Genomic DNA, 18,730 nt, shown 5'->3' with positions numbered 1-18,730 from the left:
CCACCAAGACAGGATGGGTGGTAGTTCCTTGTGTTTTCCGCCCCCCTCCCCCTCCCCCCCCACCCCCCCCTCCTCCCCCCCCCCCCCCCCCCCCCCCCCCCACCCCCGCCCCCCCCCCCCCCCCCCCCCCCCCCCCCCCCCCGCCGTCGTAGGTCCGTCAGTCCTCGGAGGAATCCGGGGAGGAGCCGGGGGAATCCGGGGAGCCGGGGGAATCCGAGGGGCCGGGGGAGTCCGGCGACTCGGGGGAGCCGGGCGCATCCGGCGCGTCGCCGTCCCCGCCGTCGGTGCCCGTGTCCTCCGCCTTCGGCGGCTTCGGCGGGCGCGTCCGCCCGCTCGACGTGTCGCGCAGGTACGAGCTGTCGCCGACCTCGGTCGCGTGGCCCGGACCGCCGTCCCGCCGCCGCAGGTACCGCTCGAACTCGCGGGCGATGGCCTCGCCCGACGCCTCCGGAAGCTCGGCCGTGTCCCGTGCCTCCTCCAGCGTCTGCACGTACTCCGCCACCTCGCTGTCCTCCGAGGCCAACTGGTCCACGCCGACCTGCCAGGCCCGCGCGTCCTCCGCCAGCTCACCCAGCGGGATGCGCAGGTCGATGAGGTCCTCCAGCCGGTTGAGCAGAGCCAGCGTCGCCTTCGGGTTCGGCGGCTGCGACACGTAGTGCGGCACCGCCGCCCACAGGCTCACCGCGGGAACGCCCGCGTGCGTGCAGGCCTCCTGCAGGATGCCGACGATGCCCGTCGGGCCCTCGTACCGCGTCTCCTCCAGGTCCATGGTGCGTGCCAGGTCCGGGTCGGACGTGACGCCGCTGACCGGCACCGGCCGGGTGTGCGGGGTGTCGCCGAGCAGCGCGCCCAGGATCACCACCATCTCCACGCCCAGTTCATGGGCGAAGCCGAGCAGCTCGTTGCAGAACGAGCGCCAGCGCATCGACGGCTCGATACCGCGGACCAGCACCAGGTCGCGCGGCTTGTCACCGCCCACCCGGACCACCGAGAGCCGGGTGGTCGGCCAGGTGATCTTCCGTACCCCGCCGTCCAGGTACACCGTGGGCCGGTTGACCTGGAAGTCGTAGTAGTCCTCGGCGTCGAGCGCCGCGAACACCTCGCCCTTCCACTCCCGTTCCAGGTGCGCGACCGCGGTGGAGGCGGCGTCGCCGGCGTCGTTCCAGCCCTCGAACGCGGCCACCATGACCGGGTCGATCAGCTCGGGAACCCCCTCGAGCTCGATCACCCAGGCCTCCTTCCGAAGTTCCGTGCGTACGGACCAACCTTACGGCTTTTCGGGGCCCCGCCCGCAGCCCCCGTACAGGTCCGCGTGCTGTACTCGACCGGGAGCCACTACCCACGACGACCGGCGGAAACACGGGGCGAAGTCAGCCGATTCATCCGAGCCCTGCGCGGCGCCCCCCGTGTCAGGGGGCCGACCGGAGCCACTGTTCCTCTCCCGCCACATGAACCGTCGCCCAGGAGCGGGCCGCCTCCGCGTCGCGTTCGCGGAGTGCCGCCAGGATCGCGCGGTGCTCGTGGAGGGTGCGGTGGACCGCGTCCCGGCGGGCCGTGCCGTTCCGGATCCGGGCCCGGGTCGTCGGCCCGGACAGGCCGTCCAGCAGTGCGCCGAGGACCGCGTTCCCGGAGGAGCGGGCCACGGCCCGGTGGAACTCCAGGTCGGCGGCGGCCAGTTCCTCCGCGGCCGGCGCGTCGCCCAGCGCGTCCAGCCGGCCGGCCAGTTCGTCCAGTTCGGTGTCGGTGATGCGGCTCGCGGCCAGGGCGGTCGCGGCGGGCTCCAGGATCCGGCGTACGGCGAGGAACTCCAGCGCGGTGTCGTCCCGGTGGAAGTCCACGACGAAGCCGAGTGCCTGCAGCAGCAGTTGGGGGTCGAGGCTGGTGACGTACGTGCCGTCGCCCTGGCGTACGTCGAGGATGCGGATCAGCGACAGGGCCCGCACGGCCTCGCGCAGGGAATTGCGTGACAGGCCCAGTTCGGCGGCGAGTTCGCTCTCCTTGGGGAGCCGGTCGCCGGGGCGCAGGGCACCCGAGACGATCATCCCCTTGATTCTCTCGATCGCCTCGTCGGTCACGGCCATGGCAGTGTCCCCCTCCAGACATCCGATGTCTGAGCGTACAGCGAGGGCGGCCCGGAAGGGCCGCCCTCGGTGAACCGGCTTCGGGCCGTCAGGCCTTCTTGCCGAGCATGTCCTCGACCTTGGCGCGGACCTCGTCCGTCGCCAGACCCCGGATCGTCAGGGTCGTACGGCGGCGCAGCACGTCGTCCGCCGTCTCGGCCCACTCGTGGTCCCGGGCGTAGGCGACCTGGGCCCAGATCTCCGGCGCGTCCGGGTGGATGCGCTCGGCGAGCTCGGGGTTGTCGTTGGCCAGGCGCGCGATCTCGAAGGAGAGCGAGCCGTAGTGCGTGGCCAGGTGGCGGGCGGTGTCGGCGGCCATGCGCGGACCGGGCGTACCGCCGTCGACCAGCAGCCGGTGGGCGACCGCGTTGGGGTTGGCTATGCCCGGCAGCGGAAGCTTCTTCGGGAGCCGGGAGATCGGCTCCATGTCCTCGCCCAGCGGGTGGCCGGGCAGGGACGCCAGCTTGTTCATCACCGTGCGGCCGATGTGGCGGAAGGTCGTCCACTTGCCGCCGGCGACCGACAGCATGCCGCCGCGGCCCTCGGTCACGACCGTCTCGCGCTTGGCCTTGGAGGTGTCGCCGGGCCCGCCCGGCAGCACCCGCAGACCCGCGAAGGAGTAGGTGATCAGGTCCCGGGAGAGCTGCTGGTCGCGGATGGAGAACGCGGCCTCGTCCAGGATCTGGGTGGTGTCCTTCTCGTTGACCGCGACCTCGCCCGGGTCGCCCTCGTACTCCTCGTCGGTCGTGCCGAGCAGCAGCATGTCCTCCCAGGGGAGGGCGAAGGTGATGCGGTACTTGTCGATCGGGGTGGCGAGCGCGGCCTTCCAGGGGGAGGTGCGCTTCAGTACGAGGTGCGCTCCCTTGGACAGGCGGATGGAGGGGGCCGCGTTCGGGTCCTCCATCCGGCGCAGGTGGTCGACCCACGGGCCGGTGGCGTTGAGGACGAGGCGGGCGTCCACACCGAACTCGTCACCGCTGGTGCGGTCCCGGAGGTCGGCGCCGGTGACCCGGCCCTTGGTGAAGCGCAGGCCGGTGACCTCGGCGTGGTTGAGGACGGTGGCGCCCGCGTCGACGGCGGCGCGGACCGTCATCAGGGCCATGCGCGCGTCGTTCATCTGGTCGTCGCCGTACACGGCCACGGCCTTGAGGTTGTCGGTGCGCAGCTCCGGCACGTCCTGGGCGGCCTTGGCGGGGCTCAGGAGGTGGCCGACGCCGTCACCGAAGGCGGAGAGCGCCGAGTAGGCGAAGACGCCCGCGCCGAGCTTGGCGGCGCCGTGCGGTCCGCCCTTGTAGACCGGCAGGTAGAAGGTGAGCGGGTTGGCCAGGTGCGGGGCGACCTGGCGGGAGACCGCACGGCGCTCGAAGTGGTTCTCCGCGACCAGCTTCACCGCGCCGGTCTGCAGGTAGCGCAGACCGCCGTGGAGAAGCTTGGAGGAGGCGGAGGAGGTGGCGCCGGCGAAGTCGCCGGCGTCCACCAGGGCCACCCGCAGCCCGGACTGCGCGGCGTGCCAGGCCGTGGAGATGCCCAGGATGCCGCCGCCGATCACCAGGAGGTCGTAGGTGGCCTTGGAGAGCTGCTCCCGCGTCTCGGCACGGCTCGGCAGGGAACCGGCAGCCGGGTGCGTCCCGAGGGAGGGGACGCTCTGCAGGGTGGTCATGTCGATTTACTCCTCGTCCTCGATCCAGCCCATGGTCCGCTCGACGGCCTTGAGCCAGTTCTTGTACTCGCTGTCACGCTGATCAGCGTCCATGCGGGGGGTCCACTCGGCGGCCCTGCGCCAGTTGGCGCGCAGCGCGTCGGTGTCGGGCCAGAAGCCGACGGCCAGGCCGGCGGCGTAGGCGGCGCCGAGGCAGGTCGTCTCGGCGACCATGGGGCGCACCACGGGGGCGTCCAGGAAGTCCGAGAGGGTCTGCATCAGCAGGTTGTTGGAGGTCATGCCGCCGTCGACCTTGAGCGCGGCCAGTTCGACGCCGGAGTCCTTCGTCATGGCGTCGGTGATCTCGCGGGTCTGCCAGGCGGTGGCCTCGAGCACGGCGCGCGCGATGTGCGCCTTGGTGACGTACCGGGTGAGGCCGGCGATCACACCGCGGGCGTCGGAGCGCCAGTACGGGGCGAACAGGCCGGAGAAGGCCGGTACGAAGTACGCGCCGCCGTTGTCCTCGACCGACGACGCGAGGGTCTCGATCTCGGCGGCGGAGTTGATCAGGCCCATCTGGTCGCGCATCCACTGCACCAGCGAGCCGGTGACGGCGATGGAGCCCTCCAGGGCGTACACCGGAGCCTGGTCGCCGATCTTGTATCCGACGGTGGTGATCAGACCCGAGTACGAGTTGATGATCTTCTCGCCGGTGTTCAGCAGCAGGAAGGTGCCGGTGCCGTACGTCGACTTGGCCTCGCCCTCGGAGAAGCAGGTCTGGCCGAACAGGGCCGCCTGCTGGTCGCCGAGCGCGGAGGCGACCGGGACACCGTCCAGGACGCCGCCCTTGACGTGGCCGTACACCTCGGCGGAGGAGCGGATCTCCGGCAGCACCGCCGCCGGGACCTCCATGGATTCGAGGATCTTCTGGTCCCACTCCATGGTGTGCAGGTTCATCAGCATGGTGCGGGAGGCGTTGGTGACGTCGGTGACGTGGTGACCGCCCTCGACGCCGCCCGTGAGGTTCCAGATGACCCAGGAGTCCATGGTGCCGAAGAGGATGTCGCCGCGCTCGGCGCGCTCGCGCAGGCCGTCGACGTTGTCGAGCATCCAGCGGATCTTCGGACCGGCGAAGTACGACGCGAGCGGCAGGCCCGTCTCGCGGCGGAAGCGGTCCTGGCCGACGTTGCGGCCGAGCTCCTTGCAGAGCGCGTCGGTGCGGGTGTCCTGCCAGACGATGGCGTTGTGGACGGGCTCACCGGTGTTCTTGTCCCAGAGCAGCGTGGTCTCGCGCTGGTTGGTGATGCCGATGGCCTTGACGTCGGCCGAGGTGATCCCGGCCTTCTCGATCGCGCCGGCGACGACTTCCTGGACGTTGGTCCAGATCTCGGCGGCGTCGTGCTCCACCCAGCCGGGCTTGGGGAAGATCTGCTCGTGCTCCTTCTGGTCGACGGAGACGATGCGCCCGTCGCGGTCGAAGACGATGCAGCGGCTGGAGGTGGTGCCCTGGTCGATGGCCGCGATGAACGGGCCGGTGGTGTGTGCGTCGGTCACGGTTGCTCCCGTAAGTCTGTGAGAAGGACGGCTCAGGCGAACGCGATGTTGTAGATACCCGCGGCGAGGGCTCCGCCGATCAGCGGGCCGACGACGGGGATCCAGGCGTAACCCCAGTCGGAGCCGCCCTTGTTCGGCAGCGGGAGCAGGGCGTGCACGATGCGCGGTCCGAGGTCACGGGCCGGGTTGATGGCGTAGCCGGTCGGGCCACCGAGCGACAGACCGATACCCACCACGACCAGCGCGGTGATCAGGGCGCCGAGGGTGCCGAGACCCTTGCCGCTGTCGTTGAGGCCCTGCGTGAGGACCGCGAGCACCAGCACCAGGGTGCCGATGATCTCGGTGGCGAGGTTCTGCCAGGCGTTGCGGATCTCGGGGCCGGTGGAGAAGACGCCGAGGACCGGGCCGGCGTGGCTCTTGGCCTCGTCGTGCGGGCCCTCGATGGCCTTCTCCGCCGGGTTGCCGACGATCTCGGGATCGGTCAGGTGCGCGTGGAACTGTCCGTAGTAGGCGATCCACACCAGTGCCGCGCCGATCATCGCTCCGAGGAGCTGGCCCGCGAAGTAGACCGGGACGTTGTTCCAGTCCCCGTCCTTTATCGCGATGCCGACCGTGACGGCGGGGTTGAGGTGGGCGCCGGACAGCGTGCCCGTCATGTAGACGGCGGTCAGAACCGCGAAGCCCCACCCGAAGGTGATGGCCAGCCAGCCGGCGTTCTGCGCCTTCGAGCGCTTGAGTACGACGGCGGCGACCACGCCACCGCCGAGCAGGATGAGTACGGCGGTACCAATGATCTCGCCGATGAAGATGTCGGAGCTGGACACCCGCGACTCCTTTGTCCTTCGTCCAGGGGAAGGCGAACCCCGGGTCCCTCCGGTGGTCCGCGCCCTCAGGTGAGGGCGTTAACCGGCCTCCTGGCGTTGTCACACTCTAGCGCGTATTGCCGGTAGGTGTTCGACAATGCCGACCGATGAACGGCAGTTTTGCCCCCTGGTAAACGTGGCGTCAAGAGTTCTGTTGGCTGAAATGCGTTCGTTACCGATGATGCGCCCGGGGCCTCAGAAGCGCCCGGCGCCCAAGTCCCGGGAGACCGCGCGGGCGCAGTCCCGAACCGCCGCGACGAGCTCCTGCCGCAGCTCCCCGTCGTTGCAGACCCGCTCCACGGCGCCCGTGATGGCCACCGCCCCCACCGGCATCCGGCGCCGGTCGTGGATGGGTGCGGCCACCGACGCCACGCCGTCCCAGGTCTCCTCCACGTCCGCCGCCCAGCCGCGCGCACGGGTCATGTCCAGCACGGCCTCGAAGTCCTCCAGGTCCGTGACGGTGCGCGGGGTGAACGCCTCGCGCTCCACCTCCAGGACCTCGGTGTGCGCCACCGGGTCGTACGCGGACAGCACCTTGCCCAGGGCCGTGGAGTGCAGCGGCTGCATGGCACCGACCTCCAGCACTTGACGGCTGTCGTCCGGCCGGAAGACGTGGTGGACGACCAGCACGCCGTGCTGGTGCAGGACCCCCAGGTGGACGCTCTCGCCGCTGGAGCGCGCCAGGTCGTCGGTCCACACCAGGGCGCGTGCCCGGAGCTCGTGGACGTCCAGGTAGCTGTTGCCGAGGCGCAGCAGCTCCGCGCCCAGCTGGTAGCGGCCCGAGGCCGCGTCCTGCTCCACGAAGCCCTCCGCCTGGAGGGTGCGCAGGATCCCGTGCGCGGTGCCCTTGGCCAGATCGAGCGACGACGCGATGTCCGACAGCCCGAGACGGCGCTCGCCCCCGGCGAGCAGTCGCAGCATCGCCGCCGCCCGTTCCAGCGACTGGATGTTCTTCGGCATCGCCCGGCCCTTCTCCCTCAGTTCGACAATGCTGAACACTATCGGTCGTTGTCGACCTTGAGCCACATCGAGGAAGCCCCCCGGCAGCCCGCGCGGACGGACGACGCCGCCCCAGCATGCCGTCCCACCACCTGAAACAAGATGTCCGCCCCGATGGGTACGCGGTTACTCTGGCCCGGTGCGCCTTCCACCGAAGGCGCAAAGCCGACAGCCGTCGCACTCCAGGGAGCACATCCATGGCCTCGTCGCCGACCCCCTCCGCTGACAGCACCAGCAGCACTGACAGCCGGACCCGAGCCGCAGCCCTCCGCCAGGCCCTCGCCACCCGTGTGGTCGTGGCCGACGGAGCCATGGGCACCATGCTCCAGGCGCAGGACCCCACCCTCGAGGACTTCCAGAACCTCGAAGGGTGCAACGAGGTCCTCAACATCACCCGGCCCGACATCGTCCGCGCGGTCCACGAGGAGTACTTCGCCGTCGGCGTCGACTGCGTCGAGACCAACACCTTCGGCGCGAACCTCTCGGCGCTGGGGGAGTACGACATCTCCGAGCGGGTGTACGAGCTGTCCGAGGCCGGCGCCCGCATCGCCCGCGAGGTGGCCGACGAGTACACCGCCTCCACCGGACAGCAGCGCTGGGTCCTCGGCTCCATGGGCCCCGGCACCAAGCTGCCGACCCTGGGCCACGCCCCGTACGTCAAGCTGCGCGACGCCTACCAGCAGAACGCCGAGGGCATGATCACCGGCGGCGCCGACGCGCTGCTGGTGGAGACCACCCAGGACCTGCTCCAGACCAAGGCCGCCGTCCTCGGCGCGCGCCGGGCCCTGGACGCCACCGGCGCCGACCTGCCGCTGATCGTCTCCGTCACCGTCGAGACCACCGGCACCATGCTCCTCGGCTCCGAGATCGGCGCCGCGCTCACCGCCCTGGAACCGCTGGGCATCGACATGATCGGGCTGAACTGCGCCACCGGCCCCGCCGAGATGAGCGAGCACCTGCGCTACCTGGCCCGCCACTCCCGTGTCCCGCTGTCCTGCATGCCCAACGCCGGCCTCCCGGTCCTGGGCAAGGACGGCGCCCACTACCCGCTGACGGCGCCCGAGCTGGCCGACGCGCAGGAGACCTTCGTACGCGAGTACGGGCTCTCCCTGGTCGGCGGCTGCTGCGGTACGACGCCGGAGCACCTGCGCCAGGTCGTCGAGCGCGTCCGGGGCCTCGCCCCGGCCCCGCGCGAGCCCCGTCCGGAGCCGGGTGCCGCGTCGCTCTACCAGACCGTGCCGTTCCGCCAGGACACCGCCTACATGGCGATCGGCGAGCGGACGAACGCCAACGGCTCGAAGAAGTTCCGTGAGGCCATGCTGGAGGGCCGCTGGGACGACTGCGTGGAGATGGCCCGCGACCAGATCCGCGAGGGCGCCCACATGCTGGACCTGTGCGTGGACTACGTCGGCCGTGACGGCGTCGCCGACATGGAGGAGCTGGCCGGCCGGTTCGCCACCGCCTCCACCCTGCCCATCGTCCTGGACTCCACCGAGGTCGAGGTCATCCGCGCCGGGCTGGAGAAGCTCGGCGGCCGCGCGGTGATCAACTCGGTCAACTACGAGGACGGCGACGGGCCCGAGTCCCGGTTCGCGAAGGTCACCGCCCTCGCCCAGGAGCACGGCGCGGCCCTGATCGCCCTCACCATCGACGAGGAGGGCCAGGCCCGCACGCCCGAGAAGAAGGTGGAGATCGCCGAGCGGCTGATCACCGACCTCACCGGCAACTGGGGCATCCACGAGTCGGACATCCTGATCGACACGCTCACCTTCACCATCTGCACCGGCCAGGAGGAGTCCCGCAAGGACGGCATCGCCACCATCGAGGCGATCCGCGAGCTCAAGCGGCGCCACCCCGAAGTCCAGACCACGCTGGGCCTGTCGAACATCTCCTTCGGTCTGAACCCGGCCGCCCGGATCCTGCTGAACTCCGTGTTCCTCGACGAGTGCGTCAAGGCCGGCCTGGATTCCGCGATCGTGCACGCCAGCAAGATCCTTCCGATCGCCCGCTTCGACGAGGAGCAGGTCACCACGGCCCTCGACCTGATCTACGACCGGCGGTCCGAGGGATACGACCCGCTCCAGAAGCTGATGGAGCTGTTCGAGGGCGTCAACACCAAGTCGATGAAGGCGGGCAAGGCCGAGGAGCTGGCGGCGCTGCCGCTGGAGGAGCGGCTCAAGCGCCGGATCATCGACGGCGAGAAGAACGGCCTGGAGGCCGACCTCGACGAAGCCCTCACCACCCGCCCCGCCCTGGACATCGTCAACGACACCCTGCTGGACGGGATGAAGGTCGTCGGCGAGCTGTTCGGCTCCGGCCAGATGCAGCTGCCGTTCGTGCTCCAGTCCGCCGAGGTGATGAAGACCGCGGTGGCCCACCTCGAACCGCACATGGAGAAGACGGACGACGAGGGCAAGGGCACCATCGTCCTGGCCACGGTCCGTGGCGACGTCCACGACATCGGCAAGAACCTCGTCGACATCATCCTCTCCAACAACGGCTACAACGTCGTCAACCTCGGCATCAAGCAGCCGGTTTCGGCCATCCTCGAAGCCGCGGACGAGCACAAGGCCGATGTCATCGGCATGTCCGGTCTCCTGGTCAAGTCGACCGTGATCATGAAGGAGAACCTGGAGGAGCTCAACCAGCGGGGCCTGGCCGCCGACTACCCGGTCATCCTGGGCGGCGCGGCCCTGACCCGCGCCTACGTCGAGCAGGACCTGCACGAGATCTACCAGGGCGAAGTGCGGTACGCCCGCGACGCGTTCGAGGGCCTGCGCCTGATGGACGCGCTCATCGCGGTCAAGCGCGGCGTCCCCGGTGCCACCCTGCCCGAGCTCAAGCAGCGGCGTGTGCGCTCCACCGCCGGTGCCGTGGTCGACGAGCCGGCCCCCGAGAGCGGCGTCCGCTCCGACGTGGCCACCGACAACCCCGTACCGGAGCCGCCGTTCTGGGGCACCCGGGTCGTCAAGGGCATCCAGCTCAAGGAGTACGCGTCCTGGCTGGACGAAGGCGCCCTGTTCAAGGGCCAGTGGGGCCTGAAGCAGGCCCGCGCCGGCGACGGACCGACCTACGAGGAGCTCGTCGAGACCGAGGGCCGGCCCCGGCTGCGCGGCTGGCTGGAGCAGCTCCACACCCAGAACATGCTGGAAGCCGCGGTCGTCTACGGCTACTTCCCGTGCGTGTCCAAGGGCGACGACCTGATCCTCCTCGACGAGAGCGGCAACGAGCGCACCCGCTTCACCTTCCCGCGCCAGCGCCGTGGCCGGCGCCTGTGCCTGGCCGACTTCTTCCGCCCCGAGGAGTCGGGCGAGACCGATGTGGTCGGCCTCCAGGTCGTCACGGTGGGATCGAGGATCGGCGAGGCCACCGCCGAGCTGTTCGCCTCCGACTCCTACCGTGACTACCTCGAACTGCACGGTTTGTCGGTCCAGTTGGCCGAGGCGCTCGCCGAGTACTGGCACGCGCGCGTGCGGGCGGAGCTCGGCTTCGGCGGCGAGGACCCCGCCGACGTGGAGGACATGTTCGCGCTGAAGTACCGAGGCGCGCGGTTCTCGCTCGGCTACGGCGCCTGCCCCGACCTGGAGGACCGCGCCAAGATCGCCGACCTGCTCCAGCCGGAGCGGATCGGCGTCCACCTCTCCGAGGAGTTCCAGCTCCACCCGGAGCAGTCCACCGACGCCATCGTCATCCACCACCCCGAGGCGAAGTACTTCAACGCGCGATAAATCCCGACGCGACGTACACTGGTCGGTCCAGTGCAGGCCGGTCGCTTTCCCCAGCGGGAATTCCCAGTGGAACATCCCGGGGAGTTCCCACCGGGGAGAGCGATCGGCCTTCTCGTCCCTCCATGGAGGTGTGCCGGATGACCAGTACGGTCCCCGCGTCCTTGACCCGCATGGCCGAGGGTTCCGCCCTGCAGGCGGTCTTCCTCGACATGGACGGCACGCTCGTCGACACCGAGGGGTTCTGGTGGGACGCGGAGGTCGAGGTCTTCGGTGAGCTGGGCCACGCCCTCGACGAGTCCTGGCGCGACGTGGTCGTCGGCGGGCCGATGACCCGCAGCGCGGGTTATCTCATCGAGGCCACCGGCGCCGACATCACCCTCGCCGAGCTGACGGTGCTGCTCAACGAGCGCTTCGAGCAGCGCATCGGCCGCGGTGTCCCCCTCATGCCGGGCGCCGAGCGGCTGCTCGCCGAGCTCGCCGCGCACAACGTCCCCACCGCACTGGTCTCCGCCTCGCACCGCCGCATCATCGACCGCGTCCTGCACTCGCTGGGCCGCGACCGCTTCACGCTCACCGTGGCGGGCGACGAGGTGTCCCGTACGAAGCCGCACCCCGACCCCTACCTCCTGGCCGCGCGCGGGGTGGGCGCCGAGCCGGGCAGATGCGCCGTGATCGAGGACACCGCGACCGGTGTCGCCGCCGCCGAGGCGGCCGGCTGCCGGGTGGTGGCGGTGCCCTCCGTCGCGCCCATCGCACCCGCCGACGGACGGGTCGTCGTGCGGTCCCTGGAAGAAGTCGACCTGCGTTTTCTCCGCACATTGATCACGCGAATGAACTGATCGCGCACCGAGCGTGCCCCGGGGAAATAGCGACGCCAACCCAGGGCACCGGATCATGCATTTTCCGTTACCCCGGCCAAGGATTTCGCGAGTGACCTTGGTCACTCAGCGTGGCGCAAATTGCATGGCCGGAAAGGTCTGCATGCCCGGAACGCCATACTTCCGCCCTGTCGATGTGTCCGTTTCATGGAGTCGCGTACGAATCATTCCTACGCATAGTGATCGACTGTCGCGCATTCCTCATCACCGTCTGACGAGGCCTCAACTCGGTCCTGTTCCTGCGGGTGTGGCGTTGCCTACTAATCTCTTGCCGAGAACTTCGCCGCAGTTTCCGCGTGTCCCGTCGGACCCACCAGGCCCACGGGAACACAGGATCGATCGCTCTGTATCCCGGCCCGATCGCTCCGCCCCGACCGGGCGGACGCGGCGGAGTGTCCGTACATCGCTGTACCCAGTGCCGGATGAGGAGAACGTCCAGAATGAACCGTAGGACCTTGGTGCTGCCGGCCGTACTCGGCCTGCTCGCCCCCGTGCTCGTCGCGTGCGGCGGCTCGGGCGGCGGCTCCGGCGGTGACGCCATCGTCGTCGGTACCACCGACCGGTTCGCCGCCACCGAGGACGCCGCCGCACCCTTCGACCCGGCCTTCGCGTACGACACCGGCGTCTGGAACGTACTGCGCCAGACCGTCCAGACCCTGATGCACGTACCGCGCGGCGGTGGCGCCCCGGTGCCCGAGGCCGCGTCCCGGTGCGGCTTCACCGACCGGGCGAGCGAGAGCTACCGCTGCACCCTCCGCGACGGCCTGACCTTCGCGGACGGCACGCCGGTCACCCCCAAGGACGTGAAGTTCTCCATCGAGCGCGCCCTCACCATCAACGCGGACAACGGCGCGGCCGGCCTCCTGTCGAACATCGACACGATCGAGACCAAGGGGGACGACGAGGTCGTCTTCCACCTGAAGAGCCCGGACGCCACCTTCCCGTACAAGCTCTCCACCCCCGTCGCCGGCATCCTCAGCAGCGAGAAGTACGACGCCAAGAAGCTCCGCGACGGTTTCCAGGTCGACGGCTCCGGCCCGTACACCATGAAGGCCGAAGTCAGCGGCGACCGCGTCACCAGGGTCGTCTTCACCAAGAACGCCCACTACAAGGGCGACATCAAGCTCCGCAACGACCGCGTCGAGCTGCGCTCCTTCGACGACGCCGACGCCATGGGCAAGGCCCTCGAATCCGGGGACATCGACATGATGACCCGGACGATGTCGCCCGAGCAGATCAAGGACCTGAACGAGAACCCCAAGCCGGGCATCAAGATCACCGAGGTTCCCGGCCTGGAGATCCGCTACCTGGGCTTCAACACCAACGCCCCGTCCGTCAAGGACAAGGCCGTCCGGCAGGCCATGGCCGCCGTCGTCGACCGCACCCAGATCGCCGGCAAGGTCTACGGGTCGACCGCGACCCCCCTGTACTCGCTGATCCCCTCCAGCATCACCGCGCACACCAACTCGTTCCTCAACAAGTACGGCGAGCCCAGCAGCGAGAAGGCCGCCGGCATCCTCCGCGACGCCGGTATCACCACCCCGGTGAAGCTGAAGCTGCACTACACCAGCGACCACTACGGCGCCGGCACCGCCCACGAGTTCAAGGCGCTCCGCGACCAGCTCAACGCCACCAAGCTCTTCGACGTCAGCATCGAAGGCACCGAGTGGTCAGAGTTCCGCCCCGCCCAGAAGCGCGGCGAGTACGCCGTGTACGGCCTCGGCTGGTTCCCCGACTTCCCGGACCCCGACAACTACGTCGCGCCGTTCCTCGACGCGGACAACTTCCTCAACACCCCCTACGTCAACAGCGCCACGCGCAGCCGGCTCCTCCCCGAATCGCGCCGCGCGGCAGACCGCAACGCCGCCTCGTCCGCCTTCGCGCAGATCCAGGACATCGTCGCAACCGACGTGCCTGTACTGCCGTTGTGGCAGGGCAAGCAGTACGTCGCCGCCCGCGACGACCTGACCGGTGTCGAGTGGGCGCTGAACACCTCCTCGGATCTGCAGCTCTGGGAGCTCGCCCGAGGTATCGCCTGACCGTGCTGTACCCGGCCGCGCACACGGGCTCGGCCGGCGATGAGATCCAGAGGCAAGGTTCCTGTGAAGGCACACAACAAGTGGCTGACGGCCCCGCTGGCTGCGGGACTTGCGGCCGCCCTGCTGAGCGGCTGCGGCGAGGAGAAGAGCAGCGGCGCCGGTGGCTCCGGCGGCTCGGTGATCGTCGGCATGTCCGACGAGGTTCTGGCGACGGACCCCGCCGCCGGTTACGACCCGGGCTCGTGGCTGCTGTTCAACAACGTCTTCCAGTCCCTGCTCAGCTTCCCCAAGGGCGCCTCGGTGCCCCAGCCGGAGGCGGCCGACAAGTGCGGCTTCGACCAGGGTGGCAGCAAGGTCTACCGCTGTACGCTGCGCGACGGGCTGAAGTTCAGCAACGGAAACGCCCTCACCTCCGAGGACGTCAAGTTCTCCTTCGAGCGCGCGCTGAAGATCAATGACCCGGCCGGCCCCGCGCCGCTGCTCAGCACGATCGACAAGATCGACACGCCGGACGACAAGACCGTCGTGTTCACGCTGAAGGTCCCCGACGCCACCTTCCCGAGCAAGATCGCTTCGGGTGCCGGCTCCATCGTCGACCACCGCGAGTACAAGGACGGGGAACTGCGCGAGGACGGCAAGGCCGTCGGCTCCGGCCCGTACAAGCTCGACTCCTTCCAGGACGGCGAGGCCGTCTTCTCGCCCAACCCCGACTACCGCGGCACGAGCAAGGTGAAGAACAGCGGCGTGACGCTGAAGTTCTTCCACGGTGACCGCAAGGCCCTGGGCTCCGCCCTGCAGAAGGGCGAGGTCGACGTCGCCTACCGTGGCCTCGCCGCGGCCGACATCGCCGCGATCCAGGCCTCCAACACGTCCTCGGAGCGCGAGATAGAGGTCGTCGAGGGCTCCAGCGCCGAGGTGCAGCACCTGGTGTTCAACGTCGACGACCCGGTCGTCGGCAAGCTCGGCGTCCGCAAGGCCATCGCGTACCTCGTCGACCGTGACGCCCTCGTCAACAACATCCACCGGTCGACCGCCACCCCGCTCTACTCGATCATCCCGGCGGGGATCGTCGGCCACAACACCGCCTACGTCAACGAGTACGGCGACGCCCCGCAGCCCAAGAAGGCCGAGCAGGCGCTCCGCTCCGCCGGCATCGACGGCAAGGTGAAGCTCACCCTCTGGTCGACGCCCAGCCGTTACGGCCCGTCCACCGACGAGGAGCTCAAGGCGATCGCCAAGCAGCTCAACGACAGCAACCTGTTCGACGCCACCGTCAAGTCCGTCGAGTTCGAGCAGTACGAGAAGGACATCAAGGCCGGCAAGTACGGCGTGTACGTGAAGGGCTGGGTCCCCGACTACCCGGACCCGGACAACTTCACGCAGCCGTTCTTCGGTGAGGGCAACGTCCTCAACAACAACTACGAGAACAACAAGATCACCGGCACGCTCGTCCCGCGCACCGCCGCGACCGCCGACCGGACCGCCGCCGAGGAGGACTTCGGCAAGCTCCAGGACCTGGTCGCCAAGGACGTGCCGATCCTGCCGCTGTGGCAGGGCAAGCAGTACGCGGTCGCCCGCACCGGCGTCACGGGCCTGGAGTGGACGCTGGACGCGTCCACCGTCTTCCGCTTCTGGGAGATCAAGAAGGGCTGACACCGGCCGAAACGACAAGCGGGGTGCCCGACCGGCGTCGGGCACCCCGCTTTCGTGCATGGATCACGGGCTTCCAGGCGTCCCGCATCCGCCCCGGTCCCGCTCGGGGGTGCGGTCACTGGGCGCCGGGGCGCACCAGGCCGCTCTCATAGGCGTACACCGCCGCCTGGACCCGGTCACGCAGGCCCAGCTTGGTGAGCACATGACCCACATGGGTCTTGACCGTCGTCTCGCTGACGAACAGGTCGGCGGCGATCTCGGCGTTCGACAATCCGCGCGCCACGAGCTTCAGCACCTCGACCTCACGGTCGGTCAGCGTGTTCAGCGCGTCAGGAACGGGTTCCTCGCCCGAGGGCAGGTGGTCCGCGTACTTGTCGAGCAGCCGCCGCGTGATGCTCGGCGCGAGCATCGCCTCGCCCCCCGCGACCACCCGGATCGCCTGCACCAGCTCATTGGCCGGCGCGTCCTTCAGCAGGAAGCCGCTGGCCCCGGCGCGCAGCGCCTCCACCACGTACTCGTCCAGGTCGAACGTCGTCAGCACCAGCACCTTCGCCGGTCCGTCCCGTCCCGGCCCGGTGATCTGCCGGGTCGCCTCCACACCGTCCATGCGGGGCATCCGGATGTCCATCAGCACCACATCGGGCTGCAGCGCCCGGACCTGGTCGAGAGCCTGGAGGCCGTCCCCGGCCTCACCGACGACCGCGAGGTCCTGCTCCGCCTCCAGAATCATCCGGAAGCCGGTGCGCAGCAGCGGCTGGTCGTCGACCAGTAGGACGCGGATAGCCACAGGTACTCCTTCAAGGCTCAGCTGACCGAGCCCATTCTGCCCTGACCGCCCCGCCCCGACTCCGCCGGTCCCGGCCCCGCACCCCGTGCCGACGCGGAACCATTCGCTCCGCCCGACCCGCGGTCCTACGGCTCGTCCACCCGCGGTGCCGGGACGATCGGCAGCGGGTAGACCGGGGGAGTGCCGCCGAACTCGGGGCAGACCGACTGGTGGTCGCACCACCCGCACAGCTTCGTCGGACGCGGCCGCCAGTCACCCGTCTCGGTGGCGAGCGCGATCGCCTCCCACAGCGCCTGCAGCTTGCGCTCCACCCGCAGCAGGTCCGCCTCCACCGGGTCGTACGTCAGCACGTCACCGCTGCCGAGGTACACCAACTGCAGCCGGCGCGGCACCACACCCTTCAGCCGCCAGACCACCAGGGCGTAGAACTTCATCTGGAACAGCGCGCCCTCGCTGTACTCCGGACGCGGGGCCTTGCCCGTCTTGTAGTCGACGATCCGCACCTCACCGGTCGGCGCCACGTCGACCCGGTCGATCACTCCCCGCAGCCGAAGCCCCGATTCCAGCTCGGTCTCCACGAACAGCTCGCGCTCCGCCGGCTCCAGCCGCGTCGGGTCCTCCAGCGTGAACCACCGCTCGACGAGCTGCTCCGCCTCCGCGAGCCAGCGCGCCAGCAGTTCCCCGTCCGCGTCCCCCTCGAACAGCTCCCCGAGCTCCGGCCTGGACTCCAGCAACCGCGTCCACTGCCCCGGCACCATCGCCTTGGCCCGCGGCGCCGTCCGCTCCACCGCCGGATCGTCGAAGAGCCGCTCCAGCACGGCGTGCACCAGCGTGCCGCGCGTCGCCGCCGCGCTCGGCTTCTCCGGCAGCTTGTCGATCACCCGGAAGCGGTACAGCAGAGGGCACTGCATGAAGTCGCTCGCCCGCGAAGGCGAGAGCGACGCGGGCGGCCTCGGCACCGGACTCCCACCGGACCGGCCGACGTCGCCGGACGCCCCGGCGCCGGTCGACGGCCCGGTGTCGCCGGACGCACCGGCGTCACCTGACGGACTCGGAGGGGCGGACGGGCTGGGAGAGCTGGACGGGCTCGTGGTCATGGTTCAGAACCCTACGGCCCGCCACTGACAACGAGCGGCATACCATCGACGCCAGAGCCTCCCACCATGCATGATCGTCGTGTGACGCTTCACACCGAAGGGAACCTGTGAACAAGGACGACGAGAGCGGCGAGCACCCCCGCCCGCGGTCCGACCCGGCCGGAGCCACCGCTCCCGACAGCGGAAAGCCGCAGCGGCCACAGGCGGGCGGCGGCATCCTGATGGGCCGCATCTTCGGCGTGCCCGTGTACGTCGCTCCCAGCTGGTTCCTGGTCGCCGCCCTCATCACCTGGGTCTTCGGCGGCCAGATCGAGCGGGTCCTGCCCGAGCTCGGCAGCGCCCGCTACCTGGTCTCCCTCTTCTTCGCGGTCGCCTTCTACGCCTCCGTGCTCGTGCACGAACTGGCCCACACGGTCGCCGCGCTCCGCTTCAAACTGCCGGTGCGCCGCATCCAGCTCCAGTTCTTCGGCGGCGTCTCCGAGATCGAGAAGGAGTGCGACACCCCCGGCCGCGAGTTCGTCCTCGCCGTCGTCGGCCCGCTGCTCTCGCTGGTCCTCGCAGGGGTCTTCTACGCCGCGATGTACGCCGCCGAACCCGGCACCGTGCCCGGTGTCCTCCTCGCCGGCCTGATGATCTCCAACCTCATCGTCGCCGCGTTCAACCTGCTGCCCGGCCTCCCCCTCGACGGCGGCCGCATGCTCCGCGCCGTCGTGTGGAAGATCACCGGCAAGCCCATGAGCGGCACGGTCGCCGCCGCCTGGGTCGGCCGCGCCCTCGCCGTCACCGTCCTCATCGGCCTCCCGCTCCTCACCCACACCGGCGCCCTGGGCAACGCGACCGAGGACATCAGCGGCCTGGAGACCGTCACCGACGCACTCCTCGCCGCCATCCTCGCCGCCATCATCTGGACCGGCGCCGGCAACAGCCTCCGTATGGCGCGGCTGCGTGAACACCTCCCCGAACTGCGCGCCCGCACCCTCACCCGGCGTGCCGTCCCGGTCGAGTCCGACACCCCCCTCTCCGAGGCACTCCGCCGCGCCAACGAGGCCGGCGCCCGCGCCCTCGTCGTCGTCGACGGCCAGGGCGAGCCCACGGCCCTGGTCCGCGAAACGGCCATCGTCGGCGTCCCCCAGCACCGCCGCCCCTGGGTCGCGGTGAGCGGCCTCGCCCAGGACCTCACCGAGGGCATGAGGGTCCCCGCGGACCTCGCCGGCGAGGCGCTCCTGGACAAGCTGCGCACGAATCCGGCCACCGAGTACCTGGTGGTCGAGGAGTCCGGCGAGATCTACGGCGTCCTGTCCACGGCGGACGTCGAGCGGGCCTTCGTCCAGGCGATGGCACGGCCGGGTTCCTGAAGCCCATACACTGGTCAC

General features: G+C 70.0%; 14 protein-coding genes. 6 read left to right on the top strand and 8 right to left on the bottom strand.

Annotated features, from left to right (window positions below):
• Positions 1-157: 157 nt before the first annotated feature.
• The 6 genes from ACZ6C1_RS24630 to ACZ6C1_RS24605 all read right to left on the bottom strand — a co-directional run bounded on the left by ACZ6C1_RS24630 (position 158) and on the right by ACZ6C1_RS24605 (position 7,136).
• Positions 158-1,228 carry a PAC2 family protein gene (locus ACZ6C1_RS24630; protein WP_469243285.1) on the bottom strand — a complete coding sequence of 357 codons (1,071 nt, stop codon included), beginning with the start codon at positions 1,226-1,228 and terminating at the stop codon, positions 158-160.
• 181 nt (positions 1,229-1,409) lie between these two features.
• Positions 1,410-2,081, bottom strand: a complete 672-nt coding sequence (locus ACZ6C1_RS24625; RefSeq protein ID WP_469243284.1) for a FadR/GntR family transcriptional regulator — start codon at positions 2,079-2,081, stop codon at positions 1,410-1,412.
• An 88-nt stretch (positions 2,082-2,169) separates the two neighbouring features.
• Positions 2,170-3,780, bottom strand: a complete 1,611-nt coding sequence (locus ACZ6C1_RS24620; RefSeq protein WP_469243283.1) for a glycerol-3-phosphate dehydrogenase/oxidase — start codon at positions 3,778-3,780, stop codon at positions 2,170-2,172.
• A gap of 6 nt (positions 3,781-3,786) precedes the next feature.
• Positions 3,787-5,313: a glycerol kinase GlpK gene (gene glpK, locus ACZ6C1_RS24615; RefSeq protein WP_469243282.1), complete on the bottom strand. Its 1,527-nt coding sequence runs from the start codon at positions 5,311-5,313 to the stop codon at positions 3,787-3,789.
• Positions 5,314-5,345: 32 nt separating this feature from the next.
• Positions 5,346-6,137 (bottom strand): MIP/aquaporin family protein, encoded by a 792-nt coding sequence (locus ACZ6C1_RS24610; protein WP_469243281.1) that lies wholly within the window; start codon positions 6,135-6,137, stop codon positions 5,346-5,348.
• Positions 6,138-6,371: 234 nt separating this feature from the next.
• Positions 6,372-7,136 (bottom strand): IclR family transcriptional regulator, encoded by a 765-nt coding sequence (locus tag ACZ6C1_RS24605; protein WP_469243505.1) that lies wholly within the window; start codon positions 7,134-7,136, stop codon positions 6,372-6,374.
• A gap of 236 nt (positions 7,137-7,372) precedes the next feature.
• Between ACZ6C1_RS24605 and metH the strand changes: the two genes are divergently transcribed.
• The 4 genes from metH (at position 7,373) to ACZ6C1_RS24585 (ending at position 15,473) form a co-directional block, all read left to right on the top strand.
• Entirely contained in the window at positions 7,373-10,903 is a 3,531-nt protein-coding gene (metH, locus tag ACZ6C1_RS24600) for a methionine synthase (protein ID WP_469243280.1), read from the top strand.
• A gap of 137 nt (positions 10,904-11,040) precedes the next feature.
• Entirely contained in the window at positions 11,041-11,742 is a 702-nt protein-coding gene (locus ACZ6C1_RS24595; RefSeq protein WP_469243279.1) for an HAD family hydrolase, read from the top strand.
• Between the two features lie 479 nt (positions 11,743-12,221).
• Positions 12,222-13,820, top strand: coding sequence for an ABC transporter substrate-binding protein (locus tag ACZ6C1_RS24590; RefSeq protein WP_469243278.1), 1,599 nt, complete (start codon positions 12,222-12,224; stop codon positions 13,818-13,820).
• 63 nt (positions 13,821-13,883) lie between these two features.
• Entirely contained in the window at positions 13,884-15,473 is a 1,590-nt protein-coding gene (locus ACZ6C1_RS24585; RefSeq protein ID WP_469243277.1) for an ABC transporter substrate-binding protein, read from the top strand.
• A gap of 115 nt (positions 15,474-15,588) precedes the next feature.
• Here ACZ6C1_RS24585 and ACZ6C1_RS24580 read toward each other — a convergent pair whose 3' ends face one another.
• Complete coding sequence (locus tag ACZ6C1_RS24580; protein WP_469243276.1) at positions 15,589-16,260, bottom strand: response regulator; 672 nt, start codon at positions 16,258-16,260, stop codon at positions 15,589-15,591.
• Between the two features lie 125 nt (positions 16,261-16,385).
• On the bottom strand, positions 16,386-17,171 hold the full coding sequence (locus ACZ6C1_RS24575; RefSeq protein WP_469243275.1) for a RecB family exonuclease: 786 nt from the start codon (positions 17,169-17,171) through the stop codon (positions 16,386-16,388).
• Here ACZ6C1_RS24575 and ACZ6C1_RS24570 point away from each other — a divergent pair.
• The gene (locus ACZ6C1_RS24570) at positions 17,170-17,385 is read left to right on the top strand and encodes a hypothetical protein (protein WP_469243274.1); all 216 of its coding nucleotides are present in this window, start codon (positions 17,170-17,172) and stop codon (positions 17,383-17,385) included. The two genes, ACZ6C1_RS24575 and ACZ6C1_RS24570, sit on opposite strands and share 2 nt — an antisense overlap.
• Before the next feature lie 79 nt (positions 17,386-17,464).
• Positions 17,465-18,712, top strand: a complete 1,248-nt coding sequence (locus ACZ6C1_RS24565; protein WP_469243273.1) for a site-2 protease family protein — start codon at positions 17,465-17,467, stop codon at positions 18,710-18,712.
• Positions 18,713-18,730: the final 18 nt, after the last annotated feature.

This window comes from Streptomyces sp. NPDC041796 (genome assembly GCF_055590785.1).
The sequence above is the reverse complement of the archived record's forward strand: the minus strand, read 5'-3'. Positions and strand labels throughout refer to the sequence as shown.

Coding starts and splice junctions, on each gene's coding strand:
- ACZ6C1_RS24625 (WP_469243284.1), bottom strand. CDS start 2,081: ATGGCCGTGACCGACGAGGCGATCGAGAGAATCAAGGGGATGATCGTC.
- ACZ6C1_RS24620 (WP_469243283.1), bottom strand. CDS start 3,780: ATGACCACCCTGCAGAGCGTCCCCTCCCTCGGGACGCACCCGGCTGCC.
- ACZ6C1_RS24605 (WP_469243505.1), bottom strand. CDS start 7,136: ATGCCGAAGAACATCCAGTCGCTGGAACGGGCGGCGGCGATGCTGCGA.
- metH (WP_469243280.1), top strand. CDS start 7,373: ATGGCCTCGTCGCCGACCCCCTCCGCTGACAGCACCAGCAGCACTGAC.
- ACZ6C1_RS24595 (WP_469243279.1), top strand. CDS start 11,041: ATGACCAGTACGGTCCCCGCGTCCTTGACCCGCATGGCCGAGGGTTCC.
- ACZ6C1_RS24590 (WP_469243278.1), top strand. CDS start 12,222: ATGAACCGTAGGACCTTGGTGCTGCCGGCCGTACTCGGCCTGCTCGCC.
- ACZ6C1_RS24570 (WP_469243274.1), top strand. CDS start 17,170: ATGAAGTCGCTCGCCCGCGAAGGCGAGAGCGACGCGGGCGGCCTCGGC.
- ACZ6C1_RS24575 (WP_469243275.1), bottom strand. CDS start 17,171: ATGCAGTGCCCTCTGCTGTACCGCTTCCGGGTGATCGACAAGCTGCCG.